At 65.3% G+C, this 17663-nt stretch carries 22 protein-coding genes; 5 read left to right on the forward strand and 17 right to left on the reverse strand.

Annotated elements, in window-relative coordinates:
* Positions 1–13: 13 nt before the first annotated feature.
* The 3 genes from hisA to hisB all read right to left on the reverse strand — a co-directional run bounded on the left by hisA (position 14) and on the right by hisB (position 2122).
* The gene (gene hisA / locus EJC47_RS16050) at positions 14–748 is read right to left on the reverse strand and encodes a 1-(5-phosphoribosyl)-5-[(5-phosphoribosylamino)methylideneamino]imidazole-4-carboxamide isomerase (RefSeq protein WP_126848903.1); all 735 of its coding nucleotides are present in this window, start codon (positions 746–748) and stop codon (positions 14–16) included.
* Positions 745–1350 carry an imidazole glycerol phosphate synthase subunit HisH gene (gene hisH, locus EJC47_RS16055; protein ID WP_126848904.1) on the reverse strand — a complete coding sequence of 202 codons (606 nt, stop codon included), beginning with the start codon at positions 1348–1350 and terminating at the stop codon, positions 745–747. Before hisH ends, hisA begins: the two co-directional genes overlap by 4 nt.
* 184 nt (positions 1351–1534) lie before the next feature.
* Complete coding sequence (hisB, locus tag EJC47_RS16060) at positions 1535–2122, reverse strand: imidazoleglycerol-phosphate dehydratase HisB (protein ID WP_126848905.1); 588 nt, start codon at positions 2120–2122, stop codon at positions 1535–1537.
* A gap of 97 nt (positions 2123–2219) precedes the next feature.
* On the opposite strand from hisB, the gene EJC47_RS16065 reads away from it, so the two are divergent.
* From EJC47_RS16065 to gmk, 4 genes are all read left to right on the forward strand, one after another.
* Positions 2220–2702 carry an SspB family protein gene (locus EJC47_RS16065; RefSeq protein WP_033963122.1) on the forward strand — a complete coding sequence of 161 codons (483 nt, stop codon included), beginning with the start codon at positions 2220–2222 and terminating at the stop codon, positions 2700–2702.
* Positions 2703–2841: 139 nt separating this feature from the next.
* Positions 2842–4230 (forward strand): class II fumarate hydratase, encoded by a 1389-nt coding sequence (gene fumC / locus EJC47_RS16070; RefSeq protein WP_126848906.1) that lies wholly within the window; start codon positions 2842–2844, stop codon positions 4228–4230.
* A 229-nt stretch (positions 4231–4459) separates the two neighbouring features.
* Positions 4460–4681 (forward strand): hypothetical protein, encoded by a 222-nt coding sequence (locus tag EJC47_RS16075; RefSeq protein ID WP_033963120.1) that lies wholly within the window; start codon positions 4460–4462, stop codon positions 4679–4681.
* Positions 4682–4732: 51 nt separating this feature from the next.
* Complete coding sequence (gmk, locus tag EJC47_RS16080) at positions 4733–5389, forward strand: guanylate kinase (RefSeq protein ID WP_029622978.1); 657 nt, start codon at positions 4733–4735, stop codon at positions 5387–5389.
* Here gmk and EJC47_RS16085 read toward each other — a convergent pair.
* From EJC47_RS16085 to EJC47_RS16115, 7 genes are all read right to left on the reverse strand, one after another.
* Positions 5339–6055, reverse strand: coding sequence for an ATP12 family chaperone protein (locus EJC47_RS16085; protein WP_126848907.1), 717 nt, complete (start codon positions 6053–6055; stop codon positions 5339–5341). The genes gmk and EJC47_RS16085 overlap by 51 nt on opposite strands.
* Before the next feature lie 59 nt (positions 6056–6114).
* The gene (locus EJC47_RS16090; RefSeq protein ID WP_033963112.1) at positions 6115–6336 is read right to left on the reverse strand and encodes a hypothetical protein; all 222 of its coding nucleotides are present in this window, start codon (positions 6334–6336) and stop codon (positions 6115–6117) included.
* A complete protein-coding gene (locus EJC47_RS16095) occupies positions 6333–7004 on the reverse strand; it encodes an HAD-IA family hydrolase (protein WP_033963196.1) in 672 nt (223 codons plus the stop codon). Before EJC47_RS16095 ends, EJC47_RS16090 begins: the two co-directional genes overlap by 4 nt.
* Entirely contained in the window at positions 7001–7600 is a 600-nt protein-coding gene (locus EJC47_RS16100) for an FMN-binding negative transcriptional regulator (protein ID WP_126848908.1), read from the reverse strand. Before EJC47_RS16100 ends, EJC47_RS16095 begins: the two co-directional genes overlap by 4 nt.
* Positions 7601–7625: 25 nt before the next feature.
* Complete coding sequence (locus EJC47_RS16105) at positions 7626–8735, reverse strand: RluA family pseudouridine synthase (RefSeq protein WP_033963110.1); 1110 nt, start codon at positions 8733–8735, stop codon at positions 7626–7628.
* Entirely contained in the window at positions 8732–9106 is a 375-nt protein-coding gene (gene crcB, locus EJC47_RS16110) for a fluoride efflux transporter CrcB (RefSeq protein ID WP_033963108.1), read from the reverse strand. Before crcB ends, EJC47_RS16105 begins: the two co-directional genes overlap by 4 nt.
* Before the next feature lie 111 nt (positions 9107–9217).
* Positions 9218–9997 (reverse strand): hypothetical protein, encoded by a 780-nt coding sequence (locus tag EJC47_RS16115; RefSeq protein ID WP_033963106.1) that lies wholly within the window; start codon positions 9995–9997, stop codon positions 9218–9220.
* A gap of 74 nt (positions 9998–10071) precedes the next feature.
* Here EJC47_RS16115 and EJC47_RS16120 point away from each other — a divergent pair, with 74 nt between their 5' ends.
* Positions 10072–10350 (forward strand): hypothetical protein, encoded by a 279-nt coding sequence (locus EJC47_RS16120; protein ID WP_260591614.1) that lies wholly within the window; start codon positions 10072–10074, stop codon positions 10348–10350.
* Between the two features lie 56 nt (positions 10351–10406).
* On the opposite strand, the gene EJC47_RS16125 is transcribed toward EJC47_RS16120, so the two are convergent.
* The 7 genes from EJC47_RS16125 to EJC47_RS16155 form a co-directional block, all read right to left on the reverse strand.
* Entirely contained in the window at positions 10407–10955 is a 549-nt protein-coding gene (locus EJC47_RS16125; RefSeq protein WP_033963101.1) for a glycine zipper 2TM domain-containing protein, read from the reverse strand.
* Positions 10956–11090: 135 nt separating this feature from the next.
* On the reverse strand, positions 11091–11519 hold the full coding sequence (locus EJC47_RS16130; RefSeq protein WP_033963195.1) for an OsmC family protein: 429 nt from the start codon (positions 11517–11519) through the stop codon (positions 11091–11093).
* Between the two features lie 72 nt (positions 11520–11591).
* Positions 11592–11909, reverse strand: a complete 318-nt coding sequence (locus EJC47_RS16135) for a glycine zipper 2TM domain-containing protein (protein WP_033963191.1) — start codon at positions 11907–11909, stop codon at positions 11592–11594.
* Between the two features lie 668 nt (positions 11910–12577).
* Positions 12578–13513 (reverse strand): bifunctional riboflavin kinase/FAD synthetase, encoded by a 936-nt coding sequence (locus EJC47_RS16140; RefSeq protein WP_126848909.1) that lies wholly within the window; start codon positions 13511–13513, stop codon positions 12578–12580.
* A 7-nt stretch (positions 13514–13520) separates the two neighbouring features.
* On the reverse strand, positions 13521–14705 hold the full coding sequence (locus tag EJC47_RS16145; RefSeq protein WP_126848910.1) for a dipeptidase: 1185 nt from the start codon (positions 14703–14705) through the stop codon (positions 13521–13523).
* Positions 14706–14812: 107 nt separating this feature from the next.
* A complete protein-coding gene (locus EJC47_RS16150) occupies positions 14813–15283 on the reverse strand; it encodes a dihydrofolate reductase (protein WP_126848911.1) in 471 nt (156 codons plus the stop codon).
* Positions 15284–15358: 75 nt separating this feature from the next.
* Positions 15359–17663: autotransporter domain-containing protein (locus tag EJC47_RS16155; protein WP_126848912.1), on the reverse strand; the 2305-nt coding region annotated here is incomplete at its 5' end.

The raw sequence follows: 17663 nt of genomic DNA on the forward strand, positions 1-17663 counted from the left end.
ACGTTGCGCCCGCTCATGCCGCCGCCGCCACGGCGAGCGCCGCCGCCAGATCGAGCCGCCCGTCATACAAAGCGCGCCCCGTAATCACGCCTTCGACACCATCGCGGTTATGCAGCGCGAGCACGTGGATCTCGGCAATGCCCTTCACCCCGCCGCTGGCGATGACCGGGATGCGCACCGCGCGCGCCAGATCGACCGTCGCCTCGACATTGCAGCCTTTCAGCAGCCCGTCGCGCCCGACATCGGTGAAGAGGAGCGCGGCGACGCCTGCATCCTCGAACCGGCGTGCCATGTCGATCACTTCGACGGTCGAGACATCGGCCCAGCCCTTGGTCGCGACGAAGCCGTCGCGCGCATCGACCGCGACGACGATGCCGCCGGGGAAATCGCGCGCCGCCGCGCGGACCAGCTCGGGGTTTTCGAGCGCCGCGGTGCCGATCACCACGCGCGACACGCCCAGATCGAACCAGCGTTCGATCCCGGCACGATTACGAATACCGCCGCCCAATTGCACATGGCCGGGGAAGCGCTCGACGATCGCGCGCACCGCTTCGCCATTGACCGATTCGCCCGCGAACGCGCCGTCGAGATCGACGACGTGGAGATGCTCCGCCCCGGCTTCGGCGAACAGCATCGCCTGCGCTGCGGGATCGTCGCCATAGACGGTCGCGCGGTCCATATCGCCCTCGGCCAGGCGGACGACCTGGCCGCCCTTCAGATCGATCGCGGGGAAAACGATAAGGCTCATGGTTTCCAGCTCAAGAATCGCGTGAGAAGATCGAGCCCGTAACGCTGGCTCTTTTCGGGGTGGAATTGCACGCCCAGCAGATTGTCGCGCCCGATCGCGGCGGTGACCGGCCCGGCATGATCGGTCCCGGCGATCACGTCGTCGCCCTCGAACGCGTAGGAATGCAGGAAATAGGCCTCGCCGGGCACGATCAGCGGATGTGCGACGCCGGGGACGACATCGTTCCAGCCCATATGCGGCACTTTGGCGGACGTGTCGGAGGGGGTCAGGTGGCGGACGGTGCCGCGCACCCAGCCGAGCCCGGCATGCGTGCCCAGTTCCTCGCCGGTATCCGCCATCAATTGCATACCGACGCAAATGCCGAGGAAAGGCACCGCGTCGCTTCGCACGCGCTGTTCGAGCGCCTCGACCATGCCCGGCACTGCCCGCAAAGCGGAAGCACACGCGCCGAACGCGCCGACGCCGGGCAGGACAATGCGGTCGGCAGTCGCGACGGCGGCGGCATCGGCGGTGATCAGCACGTCGCTGGCGCCCGCCGCCTTCAGCGCATTGGCGACCGAATGCAGGTTGCCCGCGCCATAATCGATCAGGGCCAGAGTCATGCGTCTCCCCTCCCTGGAAGGGAGGGGCTGGGGGTGGGTTGGCCTAATGCGGGCGGTCGGTCACCACTCGGGCCGACCCACCCCCGACCCAGCGTTGGGTCGGTCATGCCCCCGGCATGACCTAAACAGCGCGGGGCGCTGTTTACCCAACGCTCTTCCAGGGAGGGGAGGAATGCTGGAAGTTTCACAAGGTCCCCTTGGTGCTGGGGATCACGCCTGCCTTGCGCGGGTCGAGCTCGACCGCTTCGCGCAACGCCCGCGCGACGCCCTTGAACGCGGCTTCGGCGATATGGTGGTTGTTGGTGCCGTACAGCGTCTCGATGTGCAGCGTGATGCCCGCGGTCTGCGCGAAGGAATGGAAGAAATGTTCGAACATTTCGGTGTCCATCTCGCCCAGCTTCTTCTGCGAGAAGGCGGTCTTCCACACCAGATAGGGCCGACCCGAAATATCGATCGCGACGCGCGTGAGCGTCTCATCCATCGGCGACAGCGCATCGGCATAGCGGCGGATGCCGCGCTTTTCGCCCAGCGCCTTCAGCACGGCTTCGCCGATCGCAAGGCCGGTATCCTCGACCGTGTGATGCTGGTCGATATGCAGATCGCCCACCGTCTTGATGTCCATGTCGATCAGCGAATGGCGGCTGAGCTGTTCGAGCATATGATCGAAGAAGCCGATGCCGGTGGAGACCGTATAGGCTCCCGTGCCATCGAGATTGACGGTGACGTCGATCGACGTCTCGCTGGTGTGGCGGCTGATCGTGGCGGTACGCATGCTTTCCCCATAACGCGCTTGCGACCGCATGCAATCTTGCTGCCTATGTTGACTCCCCAATCTTGACGACGACGCAAAGCCCGCTACCCAAGGGCGCATGAGCGATGGCCTTCCCGATAGTCTGATTCCCTATGACGAAATCGTCCAGGAGGCGTTGCGTGCCGTGGTCGGGAGGGTGCTGGGGTCGGTCGCCAGCAATGGCGGCCTGCCGGGCGAGCATCACTTCTACATCACCTTCAAGACGCAGGCACCGGGCGTGGACATTCCGCAACGCCTGATCGAGCGCTTTCCCGATGAAATGACGATCGTGATGCAGAACCGCTATTGGGATCTGCTGGTCGACGACACCAAGTTTTCGATCGGCCTTAGCTTCAACCAGGTGCCGTCCAAGCTGGTGATTCCCTATTCGGCGATTACCCTCTTTCATGATCCGGCGGTCAGTTTCGAATTGCGCTTTCAGGCGGCGGAAGGCCCCGAAGGCCCCGAGCCGCATGACGAAGCGGAGAATGACGGCCCGACGATCAAGCCGGTCGAGGATGGATCCAACGTCGTCGCGGTGGATTTCAAGCGGAAGAAGTAAGCTGGCCGTATAAACGACTCTTTATACGACCCTTTTCGTCACCCCGGGCTTGTCCCGGGGTCCACCGTGCCGCACATCGCAACCGATCGGCTTTGCAGCCCGGTGGATGCCGGGACAAGCCCGGCATGACGGAGTTGGCATGGTTCAGAATACCCGCACCGAAACCGATTCGCTTGGGCCCATCGAAGTCCCGGCCAGCGCCTATTGGGGCGCGCAGACACAGCGTTCGATCGAGAATTTCCCGTTTCCCGCGACCGAGCGCATGCCGATCGCGATCATCCACGCGCTCGCCATCGTCAAGCAGGCGGCGGCGCGGGTGAACCGCCAGCATGGCCTGTCCGCCGAGATTGCCGATGCGATCGAGACGGCGGCGGCGGAAGTGGTGGCGGGTAAATTCGACGATCAGTTCCCGTTGGTCATCTGGCAGACCGGCAGCGGCACGCAATCAAACATGAACGTCAACGAGGTGATTGCCGGGCGCGCCAATGAGCTGCTGACCGGCACGCGCGGCGGCAAGGTGCCGGTCCACCCCAACGATCACGTTAACAAAAGCCAGTCGTCGAACGACAGCTTCCCGACCGCTTTGCACATTGCGGCGGCGATCGCGGCGACGCAGCGCCTGTTGCCCGCGCTCGACCGGCTCAACCGCGCGGTGAAGGCCAAATCGGAGGCGTGGCACGACATCGTCAAGATCGGCCGCACGCATTTGCAGGACGCAACGCCGCTGACGCTGGGGCAGGAATTCTCGGGCTATGCGGTGCAATTGTACCGTTGCTACCACCGCATCGACCCGGCGATCACCCACAATATGCTGTTGCTCGCGCAAGGCGGCACGGCGGTGGGCACCGGGCTGAATGCTCCGGCTGGGTTCGCTGAGGCGTTTGCGGCAGAGGTGGCGGCGATCACTGGCCTTGCCTTTGAAACCATGCCCAACAAGTTCGAGGCGCTCGCCTCGAACGATCCGATCGTGCATGTGTCGGGCACGCTCAACACGCTGGCGGTGGCGCTGACCAAGATCGCCAACGACATTCGCTTGCTGGGTTCGGGCCCGCGTTCGGGGCTGGGCGAGTTGCATTTGCCGGAGAATGAGCCCGGAAGCTCGATCATGCCCGGCAAGGTCAACCCGACGCAGTGCGAAATGCTGACGATGGTGGCGGCGCAAGTCATCGGCAATCATCAGGCGATTACGATCGGGGGGCTGCAGGGGCATCTCGAACTCAACGTGTTCAAGCCGATGCTGGGTGCGGCGCTGCTGCGCTCGATCGATTTGCTGAGCGTCGGCATGGCGAGTTTCGCCGAGCGTTGTGTCGAGGGGATCGAACCGAATCGCGCGCGGATCGCCGAACTGGTCGAGCGTTCGCTGATGCTGGTGACGGCGCTTGCGCCGGAAATCGGCTATGACAATGCCGCCAAGATCGCCAAGCACGCGCACCACGAAGGGCTGACGCTCAAGGAAGCGGGGCTGGCGCTCGGACTGGTCGACGCCGAGACGTTCGATCGCTTAGTCCGCCCCGAAACCATGGTCTAAAGCGCCGCAGGCATTCTCTCTCTCCTTCTGCTCCGCGTCCTCTGCGCCTCTGCGCGAATCATTCTTCATTTTTGTTCGCGCAGAGGCGCGGAGGACGCAGAGGCGCAGAGAGTGGGTGGGATGTAGCGCGGGTGCGCGATTTGTGGAGGACATGTGTTCCGCTTCGCGGGGTTTGGGGCAGGAACCATATCGCCTTTCGCGCGCTCAAGCGGCGAATGGGAGACGATCAATGAGTTTCACGACCCTGATTGGTGCGGCCATCGGCAGTGCGATTGATGGCGCCAGCGGCGACGACAGCAGCGTGGACGGTGCGATCGAAGGCGCGATTGCCGCCAACGTCGTGAAGGCCATGATCCCGCTGGCTTTGACCTTCGCCACTGGCTGGCTGGTGCTGCGCGGGATCGGCAAAGTGAAGGATCAGGTGTTCGGCGCGAGCACCGCCGAACGCTGATCGGCGACGCCATGCCTTGACGGGACGGCCATGCCCGCGCCAAAGGCGCGCATGGTCGACCATCGCGCTTCTCAACCCAAGAACTTCAAACGCCGCGGGCTGATGTTCGTGTTGTCCTCTCCGTCCGGGGCGGGCAAATCGACGATTGCCAACCGGCTGTTGAAGGAAGAGCGCAATAAGCTCAAAATGTCAGTGTCTTACACCACCCGCGCGCCGCGCAAGGGGGAGGTCGAGGGCAAGGACTATCACTTCGTCGACAAGGAAACCTTCCGCGCGATGGCGGAGGACGACCAGTTCCTCGAATGGGCGCGCGTGTTCGACGAACGCTATGGTACGCCGCGCGACACCGTGTTCAAGGATCTCGAGCACGGTCAGGACATTCTGTTCGACATCGACTGGCAGGGTGCGCAGCAGCTTTTCCAATTGGCGGGTGGCGATGTGGTGCGGGTGTTCATCCTGCCGCCGGGCCTGAAAACGCTGCGCGAGCGGTTGGAAAAGCGCGCGACCGATACGCAGGAAGTGATCGACCGGCGCATGGACCGCGCACTCGCCGAAGTCAGCCACTGGGACGGCTATGATTACGTGCTGGTCAATGACGATCTCGACGATTGCTATGACTGCGTGCAGACGATCCTCACCGCCGAGCGGCTCAAGCGCTCACGCCAGCGTGGGATGATCGGCTTCATCCGCCGCTTGCCCGAGCGCTAGGAAGCGGACGCCGGCGTCGAAATCGCGACGTCGCGCTTCTATCCCCGCTGCCGCTAGAGGATCGCGGCCCCAGCGTTCCGCCTGATACTCTTCATCGAGCGTAACAGCGTCCCACACCTGTTCGGCGCTTGCCGCGCCTTCGGCCAGTGCCAGCGCCGCGATCAGCGATCCGCCAATGGTGACGATCGGCGAAAGGGCGGCGAGCGCGAACGCGTCGCGTGCGGCAATGGCGGTCCCCAGTCGCGTAAGCGTGGCGGCGGGTTGCGCGCGGTGGAGGATGCCGGTGGCGACCTCGATCTGCACGTCATAGCGTCCGCGCGCCCAGTCGAGCAGCGGATCCCATATTTGTGCCTGGCGGGCGACGAGATCGTCGGGCGACTCGGCACGGTAACAGAGCAGGTCGCTCTCGGCGTAACTGGCGAGGCCGCGCGCGAACAGCGCAGGATCGGGGGCGACCCGGTCGATTGCCGCATTGGCGAGGCCGGTCAGCGGCATCGTGCGCGGATCGATCTCCCCCTCCACCGCGCGCCACTCGGCGGCGATCGCTTCTGCGAGTGTCTGGGTCGGCACCGCCAGCGGCACGCGCCCCGGGGTGCGTACCGGCTTCCCGTCAAGGTGGACGATGCGAGTGTCATCGAGCGTTACGTCGGTCCAGAACCGCTTCATGGTGTTCTCCATAGCGCGGCTTCGCGCCGTATCGAACGCAGCCGCTTTGGCTAAAGCCTCTATTCGGCCGGCGGGGAGCGCCAGCGTTTGGCCAGCGCGCGCGGGACGATGGCGATCATGAGAAGCGCCGACAGCACCAGCGCCGTGCCGATGATCTTGGGTAGCGGAGCATCGGCCCGCGCGATCAGCACCAAGCCGAGCAAGGCCCCCGCCGATCCCGCGATGCGGGTCGCGGTGATCGCGAGATAACGATTGCGGAAGGTCGCATCGGGATCGGTCACCGTTGCGTCTCCTGAAAGGTTACTAGCCGGGGCAGCGCCGCCACCGTCGATGCGATGGCATGCGCGCCCGCAGCCGTCAGCTCGTCCACAGGGTGATAGCCCCAGGCGACGCCAAGCGCACGTGCCCCCGCCGCGCGCGCCATGACAATGTCATAGCTCGTATCGCCGATCATCACCGTTGTTTCAGGGATTGCGCCCGAATCGGCCATGGCTGTCTCAATCATGGACGGGTGTGGTTTTGAGGGATGACGATCGGCGGTCTGCAGCGTCACGAATCGATCGGCAATGCCGTGATGCGCGAGGATATGGGCAAGGCCACGATCGGATTTGCCGGTAGCGACGCCCAGCGTCCAGCCATCGGCGCGTAACAGGTCCAGCACCTCGACGATCCCGTCGTACAGCGGCTCCTCGGTCATCGCGCCCGCCGCGCGCATCTTGAAGAACGCGGCCTTATAGTCGGCGGCAAGGCTTTGGTGCAGCGCATTCTCGCCTTCGGGCAGCAACTGCCGCATCGCTTCAACGAGGCTCAGCCCGACGATCCGGCGAATCGCGGAACGTTCCGGCGGGACGAGTTTTGCCCCGGCAAAGGCTTCTTCGACCGACCGACAGATATTGTCCTGGCTGTCGACCAGCGTGCCGTCGCAATCGAAGAGGGCAAGACGGTTCATGCGCTGCGCATCCAATGGGCAATGGCGCGTCGTCCGGCATTCTCGACTCCGTCTGCAGCGGCCAGCCGCGCCGCGACGGGCTTGTTCTGGCCAAGCTTGCGGGTGCCGCGCCAGCCTTGCACCTCCAACGTGAAGCCGATGATCCCGCGTGTCATGCGTTCGAACACGCTCGGGTCCATTTTCGCACGCGTCCACGGGGCCTTGGGGGCAAGGCGCGCTTCCTGCAGCGCCGATACCTGATCGAGCTGGGCGACCAATCCCTGCTGGTCCATCCGCGCGATGCGACCTTCCAGTTCGACCGTAACGTAGTTCCAGGTTGGCACCTGATTGGCGTCGAGGCCATACCAGTCCGGGCTGATATAGCCGTCCGGGCCCTGTACGGTGAACAGGCCGGTCGCTCCGTCGAGATGCCGCGCGATGCCGTTGCCGCGCGCGACGTGGAAGGCGAGCGTGGTCTCGCCCTGCCAGACGACGGGAAGATGGACAACGCGCGGGCCATCGGGCGTGGCCGCGAACAGCGCGCCGAAGCCGAGTTCGGACACCAGCGCCCGCATGGCGTCGCGGTCTTCCCAGCGGAAAGCGGAGTCGGGATGCATCAGCAGCTTGGACCGCGCGCAAGCATCACGATGCCGCGCCCCGCCGCCGCCGTTCGCCCTTGCGGTCCTTGCGGACGGTTTTGGCGTGCTGGCGCGCCTGCTGCTTCTTGACCGCGCGGCTTGGCGGGGGTGGCGATTCGAGCGGCATGGTGTTGCCCAGCATCTCGTCAAAGCCCAATTGCTTGAGGCTTTCGGCGAAGTGCGTCGGCAATTCGGCCTGGACGTCGATCGCGCCGCCATCTGGGTGATCGATGCGAATCCGCCTGGAATGCAGGTGCATTTTGCGCGAGATATTGCCGGTGAGAAACGCCGCCTGCCCGCCATATTTGCCGTCGCCGACAATGGGATGGCCGATCGCTGCCAGATGTACGCGCAACTGGTGCGTGCGGCCGGTATAGGGGATCAGCTCGAGCCAGGCGGTGGTGGTGCCCGCCATTTCGATCACGCGGTAGCGCGTGCGCGCCGGGCTGCCTTCTTTCTCATCGACATGCATCTTCTCGCCGCCAGAACCGGGCTGCTTGGCGATTGGCAGTTCGATCATCCCGTCCTCGATCGACGGCACGCCGACGACCAGCGCCCAATAGGTTTTCCGGGCGGTGCGCGAGGAGAAGGATTTGGAGAAATAGGCGGCGGCGCGCGCGGTGCGGGCGATCAGCAACGCGCCGGACGTGTCCTTGTCGAGCCGGTGGACCAGCTTTGGGCGGCCCTCCATGTCATCCTGCAAGGCATCGAGCAGGCCGTCGACATGCTCGATCGTCTTGGTGCCGCCTTGCGTGGCGAGGCCGGGCGGCTTGTTGAGCACGATCGCCTGGGCATCGCGATGAATGACCATCTCTCGCGCAAAGGTGATCTCGTCATCGCTGAGCGGCGGTCGTTCGCGCTTGACCGGGGCATCGACCCGGACCGGTTCGGCGGGCGGTACCCGGATCGCTTGACCGGTGGCGACGTGATCGCCGGGCTTGGCGCGCGCGCCATCGACGCGGAGTTGGCCGGTGCGCGCCCATTTCGCGACCGTGGTGTAGCTGGTGTCGGGCAAATGCCGCTTGAACCAGCGGTCGAGCCGGATGCCGTCATCGTCCACGCCAACAGTGAACTGGCGGACATCGGAGGTTGCTTTGGTGGGGCCGTCGCTCATGCCGCCACCCGCACGGCGGTGAGGCCGACGAACACGGCGAGAATCGACCCGATTACCGAGACGAGCACATAGCCGAGCGCCGTTCCGATACTACCGCGCTCGATCAGCGCGATGGTATCGAGCGAGAAGGACGAGAAGGTGGTGAAACCGCCGAGCACGCCGACGCCGAGCAGCAAGCGCCACGCCTCGCTGTTTGGGTGGCGCGCAAGAATACCGGCGAGCACCCCCATCGCCAGCCCGCCGACCAGATTGACCGTCAGCGTGCCATAAGGGAAATTGGGGCCGAACCCGGCGAGCGTGGCGCGCCCGACGAGTAAGCGCGCGGCCGAACCGAGCGCGCCGCCCGCCATGACGAGGATAAGATGATACATGAGGGTGCGTTAGCGCGAATTGACACAAAAATGAACCTTTTCCCCAACGCCGCCGCGCAGGGGGTGGTTTTGTGGCCGAGCGGCGTGGGTATCGCGCCGTCGAAACCCAGCTTAATTGCCGTTATTGGCGATCAGATCGACATCGGTGCCGCCATCGCGGCGCGGCGTGAGGAACAGCACATAGGCCCCGCCATCCCGGTCGCGCGTGCCGCCCAGCGTATGCTGGGTCCCGTCCGACTGATGTTCGGCGGTGAAGCCGGTGTTGGTGACGCGGGTATAATACCAATCGACCACGGTTTGCAGCCGCGCATTGGTCGAGAAGCTGACCGCGCGCAGCGCGCACGCACCGGTGTTCGCGCCGGCGGCCTCGGTCACGCGCGCGCCGGGGTACAGCGGGACATCGGCGGGGAGGCGATCGGCCCAGCTCGCCGAATAGCGCAGTGCGCCAGCGCAGGCGCTGGTGCGGCGGTTCGTCTGGCGCGCGGCGAGCGCGCCCAACGTCAGTGATTCGCGGGCGGCGGTGCAGCCGGGGCAATCCTTGCTCGGCGCTGGGGCGGATTTGATCGTTTCGCTGGTGGAGGCTCCGGCGGATCCGGGGGTTCTGCCCGGCGGCTGTGCGATGCCGGTTGGCGGTACGCCGCCCGAATACGGCTGTGCCGGTGGTCGGACGCTGTCCGCATTGGCATGTTGGGTGAGCGCGGGATCGACCATGATCTGGTCGTGCAGCGCCGCGGTCATCGCCGGGTCGCTGACATTGGCGTTGCCCGAGCCCGCCTCGACCAGTTCGTTATCGAGCGAATCGAGATTGCGGTCGTCATCGCGCTTGCCGCACGCCAGCAGAGCGAGCGGCAAAGCCACGGCGCTCAGGATGCGGAGGCGGATGCGGACCATCGATCGAAAGCTCCAATATCGGTCTCCGCTTTTGCACCGGGTTCGGTTAAAAAATCGTTGGGCATAGCGGCGCGGTGCCATCGTCGGTTGCGCGCGGCAGCGGGGGGCGTCATGATCCGCGCATGGGCTTTGTCGTCAATCTCTTCTCGATTCTGGTGGGCCTGTTGGCGCTGCCGGTGGCGTTGGTCGGGCTGGTGCCGTTTTTCGGAATCGCCAATTATCTCGCGCTGCCGATCGCGGTGGTCGGCGCGGCCATCGGTGTTTTATCGGGGCATAAGAGTGGCCGTAACTTCAATATTTTCGTTATCGTCGTTGCGGTGGTTCGCCTGATCCTTGGTGGTGGCTTGCTGTAACGGCAAACGGCCCGACGCGGGCGCGCCGGGCCGTTCGTTTTGTCGCCAAAGAGGCTTTAGCGGCAGATGACCTTGCCGCGATCGATCGACTGGCCGAGCAGCGCGCCCGCACCGCCGCCGAGCAAGGTGCCGAGCGTGCGCGAACCGCCACCCGCCAGGCTATTGCCGAGCAGGCCGCCGGTCAGGCCGCCGATGATCAGCCCGGTGGTGCCATCGCTGCGACGGCAATAATAACGGTTGTCGCTGCCGCGATAGATGCGGTCGTTCCGGCCGAGACGGCGCGGCTGGTAATAGCGGCCATCGCGATAATAACGGTCGGCATAATAGGTGCGCTGGCCCGGCTCGTAGCGATTGTAATCATAGCTGCGATATTGCTGCCAGTTGGCCCGACGGTCGTCACGACGGTGGTCGCCGCGATCACGGCCGTCATCGCGACGGTCGCGACCCTCATCGCGGTGATCGCGACCGTCATTACGCGGGTCGGCGCGTTGATCGGGTCGATCGCCGCGCTGGTCCTGGCGGTCGCCGCGATAGTCCTGCGCGGTGGCGGGAAGCGCGGACAGGGCGGTCGCGGCCATGGCGGCGGCGAGAAAAAACGTGCGCATGCAAAATGCTCCTTGCGGTAATCCGTGTTGGATCATGGACAGAACACACCGGCACGCACGAGGTTGCGTGAACGCAAAACTACACTGCGTTCACGCCCCCGCAAGGAAAGACCGTCGTCGAATTTCTTGCCGTAATTACGCGTTGAGAGAGTGGGTTAGCGTGATTTCGGCATTGAGAACTTTCGACACCGGGCAATTCGCCTTGGCACCGGCGGCAATTGCCTCGAATTGCTCGGGCGAAATGTCGGCGATGGTCGCCTTCAGGTCGAGCGCGGATTTGGTGATGGAGAAACCGTCGCCATCCTTGTCGAGCGTCACCTTCGCGGTCGTCTCCAGCTTGCCGGCGCTGAAACCGGCACCGGCCAGCGCGAAGCTGAGTGCCATGGTGAAGCAACTCGCATGCGCCGCAGCGATCAATTCCTCGGGGTTTGTGCCGATGCCGTCTTCGAAACGGCTGCTGAAGCCATATTGCGTGTCCGACAGGACGCCCGATTGCGTGGAGACATGGCCTTTGCCGTCCTTGCCAAAACCGTCATAGCTGGCCGATCCGCTGCGTGTCGTCATGCTCATTCTCCAATAAAAAGGCGCGGACCGTTGCTGGTCCGCGCCTGATATAGGGTCATCGTGTGACGTTGCTTAGTTGCAGCGACGGTCCGCCGTGCTGGCACGATCAATCGCCCGTCCGCCGAAGGCACCAGCGACGCCGCCGAGCACGGTGCCCAAGGTCTTGTCGCCATGGCCAGCGACCGAATTGCCCAGCAGCGCGCCGCCGACGCCGCCGACGATCAGACCGGTGGTCCCATCGGAATGGCGGCAATAGCGACGCCCGTCGCGGCCCTGATATTCACGCGGCTGATAATGGTGGCGGCGTGCCTCGGCCTGCGTGGTCGGGACGACCATGGTGGCAGGAATCGCGACGGCGGCAGCGCTGAGCGCGAGGATGAAGGTACGCATATGATTTTCTCCCATGAGGTGCGACTTGCTTTGAATCAATCTCGCTAACGTAACGATCTCGATTGTACTTAAGTTTCATGAACCTGAAATAACCGTGTGTTCAGGTAAATGTAGGGCGAAGGCAGCCTGCTTTACGCGCGCGATATTATCCCCGTTATCCACAGTATTCACAGGGTGGCCTGGTCATTTCAGGGCTTGGCGCGACTCGCGGCCCATGACAGCATCTGGATTGTAAGCAGCGGATGAAGAAGCGGGAAACCGAAGAAACATCAGCTACTTATGCTGCGAGAGATGGTATGGTGCCGCTCGGAAACCTGCGATCGGTCAGCAGCGGAAGGATGGCAAGGATCGTGCGGCGTCGCTTTGCGCAGGCAAGGCGCTTCACCGGCGATTACGAGACGCCCTTCCAAATATATCCTGGCCCGGTCGTTCCGCGACGAAGGGGCAGGATGTAGGTGACGGACGGTCCGCGCGCCCCTTCTTTCACGGGGAGAGGGCGATGGGCCGAAGATCGCCGAAACGCGTCGGTCGATGTCCTCTGGGCGCGGTCGAGGCGAGCCGCCAAGACTGAATGGCGCGGACGCTTCCTTCCCGGGCAGTGTCCAGCGCATTCGGATGAGGCGACAGGGGGTCGGCAGCAATGTCGGCCCCTTTTGCGGTGTCGGCGCTTATCGCGGCTCCTCGGCCAGGATGACCTTCGCCCGCGCGCAATCCTGTTCCATTTGCGCCGTGAGCGCGTCGAGCGTGTCGAATTTCGCTTCGGGCCGCAGATACTCGATCAAGGCGACCTCGATCGTCTGGCCATAGAGATTTTCGGAAAAATCGAAGAAGAACGGCTCGAGCAATTCCTTGGGGGGATCGAAACTCGGGCGAATGCCGAGATTGGCTGCGCCATCGAGCACGCGCCCGTCGGGCAAGCGCCCGCGCACGGCATAGATGCCATAAGCCGGGCGCAAATAGCTGCCCATATCGAGATTGGCGGTGGGATAGCCGATCGTACGGCCGAGCTTGTCGCCATGCTGCACCGTGCCCGCCACCGCGAACGGGCGCGTCAGCAGCCGTGCCGCGCCACGTGGGTCCCCCGCCTCCAGCAGCGCGCGGATTCGGCTCGAGGAGACGGGTTCTCCGTCGAGCATGACCGGCCCGACGGTATCGACCGAAAAGCCGTTCTTGCGGCCGAGATCGGCCAGCACCGCGACCGTGCCGCTCTTGGCCTTGCCGAAGGTGAAGTCCTCGCCCGTTACGACTCCGCCGATGCCGATCGTGTCGAGCAGCCGGTCGCCGACGAACTCCACCGCACTCAGCGCGGCGAGTGCCGTATCGAACTGGAAGACGATCATCGCATCGGCCCCGGCTTCGGCGAACAGCCGCTCGCGCTGGTCGAGCGTGGTCAGGCGGAACGGGGCGGTGTCGGGACGGAAATGGCGTACGGGATGCGGATCGAAAGTGGCGACCAGCGCCGGGCGACCCTCCGCGCGCGCGCGTTCCACCGCGCGACCGACCACCGCCTGGTGGCCAAGGTGAAATCCATCGAAATTGCCAAGCGCGACGATCCCCGCGCGCAAGGCTGCGGGAACCACCGAGCCGCCGTCGAGCCGCTGCATGAGCGCGCTATACGGCCCGGTTTGCGGCTGCGCTAGGGGCGATCCCGGCCTTGAGGACGCGCAGGACATTGCCGCCCATCACCTTGGCGATGTCGCCGTCGCTGAAGCCGTGATCGATCAGTGCCTGCGTCACGGCGGCCAACTGGCTGGCGTCAAAGCCCGTGGTCACCGCGCCGTCGAAGTCCGATCCCAGCCCGACATGATCGATCCCCGCCACATCGCGCACATGCGCAATCGCAGCAGCGGCGGCGGCGGGCTGCGTCGAGCAGATCGCCGCATCCCAATAGCCGATCCCGATCACGCCGCCGGTGCGGGCGATGCCGCGAATCTCGTCATCGGTCAGGTTGCGATTAACCTTGCAGGTCGCCTGCACGCCGCCATGGCTGGCGACGACCGGGCGCTGTGCCATCGCCAGCACCTCGGCAATCGTCGCGTGGCTGGAATGCGCGAGGTCGACGACCATGCCGAGCGCCTCCATCCGTCGCACCACCTGCCGACCGAGCGGGGTAAGCCCGGCTTTGGCCTCGCCGTGCATCGACCCCGCCACTTCATTGTCGAAGAAGTGCGCGAGCCCCGCCATACGGAAACCGGCGCGATACAGGACATCGAGATTGGCCAGCTTGCCCTCAAGATCCTGCAGGCCCTCGATCGAGAGCATCCCGCCGACCACCTTTTTCCCGCCCGCGCGATCCGCCAGCAGCCGGTCGAGATCGGCGGACGAGTGGATCACCCGCAACTGACCGTTTGACGCAGCCGCGTAGCGATCCAGCTTTTGTGCGTGCCACAGCGAGCGTTGCAGCAGCGATCCCCAGGTGCGCGGGGGCTGCAGATCGGCGATGGCGAGCGCGGTGATATTGTCGGTATCGGATGGGTTCGCGTCGTAATTCTGGCCTTTGGGCGTCTTGGTCACCGAGGAGAACACTTGCAGCGCATAATTGCCGGCCAGCAGGCGCGGCAGATCGATTTGCCCGCGCTTCGACCGGTCGAGCAGGCTACGCTGCCACAGCAACGTGTCGGCGTGCATGTCGGCGATTTGCAGGGCCGCGTGCAGCGCACGGGCGCGCGGCGTGATCTTGAGCGGGATCGCGACCACCTGGTTCATCGACCGTTCGACGATGCCGGGGGCGAGCGTGAAAAAGGCAAGCGCGGCAACCAGCACCAGGCCCAATACGGCCAGCAAGATCCTGCGCATCGAAATCGCTCCCCGTCATGCCGGACTTGTATCGACGCCTTTGCCGTGTCCGATCCAGCGCTTGATATGCTGCGCGCTGGCGGCGGGAGCAAGCCCGCAGATGGCGATTAGGGCCGGTCCAGCGTCACGAAGCTATAGGCCGGGCGCGTGCCCTCGGCGGGATGGTCTTCGCGCGCGGTTTCGTGCCAGCCCACAAACGCCGGAACGATCGCGTCGCCTGCGGGCATCAAGTGAACCTCGGTCAGTTCGACCCGGTCCGCCAAAGGGGTAAACAGCGCGAAGATTTCGGCCCCGCCGATTACCGCGACGTCCCCGTCGCCCGCCAACGCCAATGCAGCGTCGACCGAATAGGCCACCTCGGCACCCGGCGCGGACCAGTCGCGATCGCGGGTCAGCACGATATGGCGACGACCGGGCAGGGGGGCCGGGAAGCTCTCGAAGGTCTTGCGCCCCATCACCATCGGCGTGCCCATCGTCAGCGCCTTGAAACGCTTGAGATCGGCCGGGAGGTGCCAGGGCAAGGCACCCTCGGCACCGATGACGCCATTGTCGGCGCGCGCGAGATAGAGCGTGATCATCCGCCCCTCATGCCGCGCCGCGCCGCTGATGGCGAGGGAAGATCTAGCGCGCGTCGGATCGGTGCCGATCGCGGCTTAGAACTTCTTTGTCGCCGATACGCGCACCGTCATCGATCGCGAGCCGGGGCCGCCCCTTCCACCCAAGTCGATTCCGGTGGTCCAGCCGTCGCCGGGGTTGATTCCCAGCCCGATTTCGAACTGGACCTCGTCCCGCAGCCAGTCGTTATTGGTGATGCTGTACTGCGATGGGCCCCCGAGATCGGCATAGTCCAGCAACTGCGGACTGGCTTGATTGAACTCGTGACGCCATTCGAACCGGGCACGGGGCGCAAAGGCACCAAGGTGCAGGGTCGCCCGGCCGCCGGCAACGCTGGTCAACGATTCGAGCGTGCGAGGATCGAAGGTCAGGCTGTAGACCCCGGCTCCGGTCTCGGCATAGGCCCTGAGCTTGGCGTTGAGATACTCGGCGCGTCCGTAGAGCGAATAGCTGAGCCGCCCGGTGCTTTGGTCGATTCCCGCGCTCAACGATCCGAACAGCATCGACCCGTTGCGGTGACCGACGGCCAGCGACCCGCCAAGCGCCGCGCGCCGTGTGTTGAACGAGAGATCGCCATATCCCAAAACCCCGTCGATAAAGGCACCAGGCGTGGGCCTGAAGCTGCCATAAGCGGCCCCGACCCAGGTGTCGGCGGTCAGATGGCCGGCATCGGCGGTGCCGACCCGCGTGCGCTCTTCGCCGCCGCCGCCGCCCGCGCCGACCGTGAGATCGTCCGACAGTTTCAGGTCGGCACCCGCGCTCAAGCCCGAGCTCGAGATCGACAGCTTGGTGCGGCGCGTCGTCGCGTCGCGCGTCCCGACACTGATCGCGCCGCCGCTCCAGATCGCGATCGACCCGATCTTGCGCGGTCCGGTGTCGCCACTCTCGTCGGCCACCGCTCCGACAGCGGCTGCGGTGCTGGCGGACGTCGCAGAGCCGGTCGCCATGCCACTGCGGGAACCGGTTGGGGTCCGTAATCCCATCGCGCCCGTCACGCCCGTTGGCGAGGCACCCGGCTGCAGAGTCCCGGTTGAGGAAACGCGCAGGCCTTCGGCTCCCATCACTTCATTGGCATGTTCCATCTTGAGCGCGGTTTCGGGGGCGATCCCGTCGAACCGGCCGGGGCGCCGGAAGGTGCCGCCATCACTGCTGCCGAGTGTGATCCCGATCGGGTTGTTGCCGGTGCTGCCACCGCCGCCATGGAGCTGTTCGTTGCGGCGACCGAAGTTCTCGATTTGCGCCCGGGCGAAATCGCGGGTCGCGGTGTCTTGCGCATCGATCAACCCGCGCACGACCGGGTCGGCCGAGGGGTCGGGGCGACCCTTCACGGTGACGGTGACGGTGGCCGCCGCCGACATCCCGAACGTGTTGCCGATCGTATAGGTCACGACCGTCGTTCCGCTGAAGCGGGGGCTGGGCTGGATCTGCAAGCGATAGGTCCGCGCGGAGGCCGTGCCGTCGGCGATGAGGGTCGCCGTCGCGGAGTCGGCTGGCGACACACTGACGATGGCGGCTTGCGTGAACGGCCCGCCGACAGCACCGCTCGAAATATCGACCGTGACCGGCTGATTCTGGTCGGTCGTCGTTACCAGATTCGCGGCGACCGGTGCGGTCCCCTTCACCGTGATGTCCACCGTCGCGAACGTCGAGCTGCCGCCGGGCCCGACCGCGGTGAACGTGAAGCGATCAGGTCCCTGGTAACCGGGGGTCGGGGTGTAGACCGCGACAAAGCGGGGGGCTGCGACGGTCGCGCCCAGGGGCAGGGTCGGGGTGGCAACGGCAGCGCTCCGCTCGAGCCCCACCGCGCCTGGTTGCAGGGGGTTGGCGATCGACACGCCGGTGAAGCTTGTACCGGTCCGCTGGATCACCACGGTGCCGTGCTGCGGGGGCGTAGCGACCGTCACGTCGGTGACGGTGCCCGTGATCAAAGTGCTGAGATCGATCGTGGCTGGCTGATTGTTGGTGACGGTCTGCGTAACGGCGACGGAGGTGTCGCGGACGACGGGCGGCGCGGGCAACGCGATCTGCAAGCTGAAGGTCTGGCTGACCCGGCTCGGCCCGTCGCCGGTGGAGCTGTCCGAAGCGGTGATCGTGACGCTGAACGATCCGTTTGCGGTGGGCGTTCCGGCGAGTGTTCCGTTCGTTGCGAGGGCAAGGCCAGATGGCAGCGCGCCGCCCGTCACCGCAAAGGTATAGGGTGCCGTTCCGCCAGACGCCGTCAGCGATACGCTATACGCGACGTCCTGCTGGCCCGCCGGCAAGCTGGTTTGCGTGATCGCGAGCGCAGGCGTTGCGACGGTGAGCGTGACGGTGGCAGCGGCCGAGGTGCCGCCGGGCCCCGTA

The sequence above is a fragment of the Sphingomonas sp. TF3 genome (genome assembly GCF_003985085.1).
Taxonomy (GTDB): domain Bacteria; phylum Pseudomonadota; class Alphaproteobacteria; order Sphingomonadales; family Sphingomonadaceae; genus Sphingomonas.